Raw genomic sequence first — 4935 nt, 5'->3', positions numbered from 1 at the left:
TCGGGCGTGGTGTCCCAATCGGGAATTACGTCAGGCCAATCACCTTCATCATAAAGAAAGAGCAGAGACTGTGAAAGCCTCTACTCATATATTAAGAATCGAGATTTGATTATTTTTTGGCTGACAATTACTTTAAGACAGATCAAATAATAGTTAAAAAGCTACGATATAAGTGTGCCGTTGCAATTGCGCGAACCTGGCGTTGGTGTTATGCGAATACACGACAAGAAATTAGAACACGAGATTCTTTTTTGGAAGAAATGAAGAGTTTTGCGAAAAACAACTTGACTTATTCTGAAATGAGAGGTTGGCCATTACATTTACAGTTTACAGTATTACTGGCAAGGTTTAAAAACCCCTTTGTGTTTGCATTGTTGTACTTTCTAAACCAAGTTTATAGAAGAGTAAGAGGATAAATTGAAGGATTTTTGACAAAGCTGGAAACACCGCAGAGGTTTGCTGTGAATAAGAAATGGATCAAATGGAAGATTCGTTATTCAGTAAAGAATACGAAGACCCTTTTAAGGGTAGCAAGTAGTCATACCACTGCGGCTTGAACAAAGTGAAAGCCAGCGTCATTTAGGCGCTGGCCTGTGTTGGGCCCTTATAGGGCTAAGCGAACCACCCCTTGAAGGGGTGGAAGCGATTATGCGTTATAATAATCTTTGTACCATTCTGCAAACTTCCTCAATCCGGTACGGATGTCAATGGTGGGCCGGAAGCCGTAATCCTCTTCCAGGGCTTTGCTGTCCGCATAGGTGATGGGAACGTCGCCGGGCTGCATGCCGACTAGTTCACGGTGCCCTTCGAAGTCGTAATTTTCCGGCAAGACGTTGGCCCGTACTAATTCTTCCTGCAAGGTGCTGACATAATCCAGCAGGTTTTCCGGAGTGCCGCCGCCGATGTTATACACTGCATAAGGAGGGAGGGGGAGCCCGTCTTCGCCGGTGCGTTTTTCCGGCGCGCCTTGCATCACCCGCAGCACGCCCTCCACAATGTCGTCGATATAAGTAAAATCACGTTTGCAGTTTCCATAATTGAAAATCTGAATAGTTTTGTCTGCCGCAAGTTTCTGGGTAGCAGAGTAGTAGAACATATCCGGACGTCCTGCAGGCCCGTATACTGTGAAGAAACGCAGCCCCGTGGAGGGGATGTTATAAAGTTTGGAATAGCAATGAGCCAGCAGTTCATTGCTTTTTTTTGTGGCCGCGTACAGGGAAACGGGATTGTCCACCTTGTCCTCAATGCTGAAAGGAATCTTTTTGTTGCCACCGTACACAGAACTGGAAGAAGCATATACCAGGTGTTCTACTGTATGATGACGGCAGGCTTCCAGAATGTTGTAGAAGCCTATGATGTTGCTTTCAATATAAGTATCTGGATGGTCGATGGAATAGCGCACGCCTGCCTGGGCAGCGAGATTTACTGCTATGGCAGGCTGGTATTTTGTAAAGATTTCTTCGATGAGCGCTTTATCTGCCAGGTTGCCTTTGATGAAAATGTGCTTGACTTTGGAACCGGCTGCCGCGGCAGCAGCTGTGGCTTCTTCAATCAACCCCAGCCGATACTCCTTCAGCTTCGGGTCGTAATAGTCATTCATGCTGTCGAAGCTGATGATCGTACCGGAAGTCATCTCTTTCAACAGCCGCAGCACCAGGTTGGCGCCGATGAAGCCGGGGGATCCGGTAACTAAAATAGTTTTGTTATTAAGTTCTACACATACCTTTCCCATAATTAATCTCTCCTGAACAAATCTCTGGTATAAACCTTATCCTGTACATCATCCAGCGCCGCGTCGTACCGGTTGGCAATAATGCAGCCGCACATGGACTTAAACTTCTTAATATTATTTACTACTTTGCTGCCAAAGAACGTGCTGCCGTTTTCCAGGGTGGGCTCATAGATCACAACGGTAGCGCCTTTGGCCTTGATCCGCTTCATGATGCCCTGGATGGAAGAGTGCCGGAAGTTATCGGAATTGGCCTTCATGGTAAGCCGGTATACACCCACTACAATCTCTTTCTGCCGGCTCTCCTTTTCTGAGGAGTAATCCTCGCTGTTACCATAGGCACCGGCGATTTCCAGTACCTTGTCCGCAATATAATCCTTCCGGGTACGGTTGCTTTCTACAATGGCCTTGATCAGGTTCTCCGGTACGTCCTGATAGTTGGCCAGCAGCTGCTTGGTATCTTTGGGCAGGCAGTAGCCGCCGTAGCCGAAGGAGGGGTTATTATAATAATCGCCCACCCGGGGATCCAGCGAGATGCCTTTGATGATGGCGGCGGTATCCAGGCCTTTTACTTCCGCATAGGTATCCAGTTCGTTGAAATAGGATACGCGCAGGGCCAGATAGGTGTTGACAAACAGTTTGGTGGCTTCCGCTTCCGTCAGGCCCATGAACAGCACATCGACCGGGTTTTTAATAGCGCCCTGCTGCAGAAGGGAGGCAAAGATTCTGGCTTCCATTTTTGTGATTTCGTCTGTGCCGACGATGATGCGGCTGGGGTAGAGGTTATCGTAGAGGGCTTTGGATTCCCGAAGGAATTCCGGGCTGAAAATAATATTGTCCATCTTCATCTTTTCCCGCACATGTTTGGTGTACCCTACGGGGATGGTGGATTTGATGACGACCGTGGGTTTCACCTTTCTGTCTTTGGTGCTTTCTTTCACCAGTTTCAGCACGGCTTCAACCGCGGAGCAGTCAAAGAAGTTCTGCTTCGGGTCATAGTTGGTAGGGGCGGAGACGATGATGAAATCCGCGTCTTTATAGGCTGCAGCCCCGTCCAGGGTGGCTTTTAGATTAAGAATCCGTTTTCCTTCCTTGGCCTCGGCCAGATACTTTTCAATATACTCATCCTGGATCGGGGAGATGAAGTGATTTAATGTTTCTACTTTTTCAGGAATAATATCGACCGCCGTCACATCGTTGTGCTGTGCCAGCAGTACGGCCAGCGACAGACCTACATAGCCGGTGCCGGCTACCGCGATTTTATAGCTGCGTTCCGGTGCGGGCAGGGGTTCCGTTTCTTCTGTAAACATATCAGTGGGCTCAAAGTTTAGTACTTCCGCCAGCGCCTGCAGCTGTTCGATGGAGGGGGTATATTCCTGCGATTCCAGCTTGCTCAGCATGGAACGGTTCATGTTGGCTTTTTCTGCAACCTGCGTCTGGGTCAGGTTCAGGGCCTTGCGTTTGGCAACAACGGTTTCCGAAAGCAGTTGAAGGGAAAGTTTTTTCATAGGTGTAGTGCCTCCTTGATCAGGTGTGTTAGAATTTGTAAGAAATTTGGTAATGCAATGTACGAAGCGAAATTGTTGTTTTAAATAACTGTTTCGTTTCCGCAAATTCCAGTAACAATACGCAGGTATTATAGCATTATTACTATATGTAGTCAACAGATAAAATGTATGATTATAAAGAATGCGAAAATGATTATTAATTATAATTTAACAAATTTTGTTTTCAATGGTAACAAAGAATTGTTTATTGCATAATACAATTACCTTTTTTACAAAAATTTAACGATTTATTATTTTTGATTTTATGGTGAATATGTTAAAATTATATTAGAACATATATTCACAATTGATTACATGACGAAAGAAAGAGGGGCAAATGAGTACAATCAAATCTTTTTCAGACGGTAACGGTGATATGTTTTGTATAAATCATTGCTCTGATAGCGTTACGGTACCGGGCATTGTGCAGTCTGCCATTGATAACTTCAATAACAGTGAACTGTATTTGCTTATACAAAATGTCAGTGAAAGATGCATATGTGCAAAGTTTTCCGGTTATCTGGAACAGGAACTGTACAGGCAAGGTTTTTTCCAATACAGTGTCGATGTGGAATATAACCGAAGTATAGGTGATCCCAAAATGTTGCATAATAAGATCATTGTTGTAGATCTTATCGCTCACAAAAGAGGGCTCTCCGGTTACGAAGACGGAAATCTTATTTGCATAGAGATGAAGAAATCCCGCAATAAAACTGGGCTGAATGCTGATAAGCAAAGATTGCAGGACCTCGTTAGCGACAAATATGGGTATAATTATTATTTTGGTTATATGATTATAATTGATGTGGATAAAAAACCGGAAAAATGCGGTTTGAGGATAGAAAGCGAGTTTAAGCGGAAGTGATTAGACGGAAACTTGCTTAAAAGGCAGGAAATGGAATCCCAGCATGCTGAATTGTAAAATGAAAAAGAGGATTGTATCGTTTTCACGAGGCGTAAACTCCTAATAAGACATTGCTTGGGCAGCCCAAGAGAAAAAACCGTAGATATTTTGGTGTGTAATAAAAAGTAGGAGGTTGTTCACTTGAATTATTTCACAGAAAGACACGGAATGAGGAAACCAATAAAACAAACATATGATATTGACCCCAGTAAATATTTAGTTATTTTAGGGTGTTGTGAAAAGTATTACGATAACATTGCTTGGCTGTACCCGGAAGAATGTGAGGATGGATTTGGTTGCTGCGGGCTTGACAAATATCGTCTTGCAGCAGAAATGAAATATGAGATCCCGGACTTGTACATAAGTAGTTATGGATTGATTGAAGCGCCGAGGGTAGTGACTAATATATTCGATGCAGGGCAACACGTTGATGAATACAATCAATATGCTTTACTGGATTTCATAGAGTTTATGTATCAAAATATTTATGATATTAACAAAAACGAATACCATCAATTTTTTAATCATTATCATCTGTTTAAGAAGTCTTCGAGAGCCGTCATGATAGAATTTCTAACTGACATTAATTCTTGCTTTTTGAAAACAGGACTTCTATACCACTTGTCCGCAAGCGGTGAGGTTGAAAGAGTCATTCCCAATGATGTTGCCACTCCAGAAGTTGTTGATAAAGTTTTATCTATCAAAGAGCCGGGTGCTAAGAATCTTTTACGGGAGGCCCTAATTCTTCATCATAG

Annotated in this window: 4 protein-coding genes; 2 read left to right on the top strand and 2 right to left on the bottom strand. The window is 43.6% G+C overall.

Annotated features, from left to right (window positions below; genetic code table 11):
• Positions 1-646: 646 nt before the first annotated feature.
• Both ACZOWY_RS11670 and ACZOWY_RS11665 read right to left on the bottom strand, forming a co-directional pair.
• Positions 647-1732, bottom strand: coding sequence for an NAD-dependent epimerase/dehydratase family protein (locus ACZOWY_RS11670; protein WP_484398393.1), 1086 nt, complete (start codon positions 1730-1732; stop codon positions 647-649).
• Between the two features lie 2 nt (positions 1733-1734).
• Entirely contained in the window at positions 1735-3237 is a 1503-nt protein-coding gene (locus ACZOWY_RS11665; RefSeq protein WP_484398388.1) for a nucleotide sugar dehydrogenase, read from the bottom strand.
• A gap of 376 nt (positions 3238-3613) precedes the next feature.
• Between ACZOWY_RS11665 and ACZOWY_RS11660 the strand changes: the two genes are divergently transcribed.
• Both ACZOWY_RS11660 and ACZOWY_RS11655 read left to right on the top strand, forming a co-directional pair.
• Complete coding sequence (locus ACZOWY_RS11660) at positions 3614-4141, top strand: hypothetical protein (RefSeq protein ID WP_484398382.1); 528 nt, start codon at positions 3614-3616, stop codon at positions 4139-4141.
• Between the two features lie 180 nt (positions 4142-4321).
• Positions 4322-4935, top strand: a 614-nt coding sequence (locus ACZOWY_RS11655; RefSeq protein WP_484398377.1) for an AbiJ-NTD4 domain-containing protein, incomplete at its 3' end; no start/stop codon positions are given.

The sequence above is a fragment of the Succiniclasticum sp. genome (assembly GCF_056977735.1).
This window is presented reverse-complemented; position numbering and strand designations above follow the sequence as displayed.

What these genes read in the sequence shown, in the direction of transcription:
- ACZOWY_RS11670 (WP_484398393.1), bottom strand. Translation starts at nt 1,732, where the DNA reads ATGGGAAAGGTATGTGTAGAACTTAATAACAAAACTATTTTAGTTACC.
- ACZOWY_RS11665 (WP_484398388.1), bottom strand. Translation starts at nt 3,237, where the DNA reads ATGAAAAAACTTTCCCTTCAACTGCTTTCGGAAACCGTTGTTGCCAAA.
- ACZOWY_RS11660 (WP_484398382.1), top strand. Translation starts at nt 3,614, where the DNA reads ATGAGTACAATCAAATCTTTTTCAGACGGTAACGGTGATATGTTTTGT.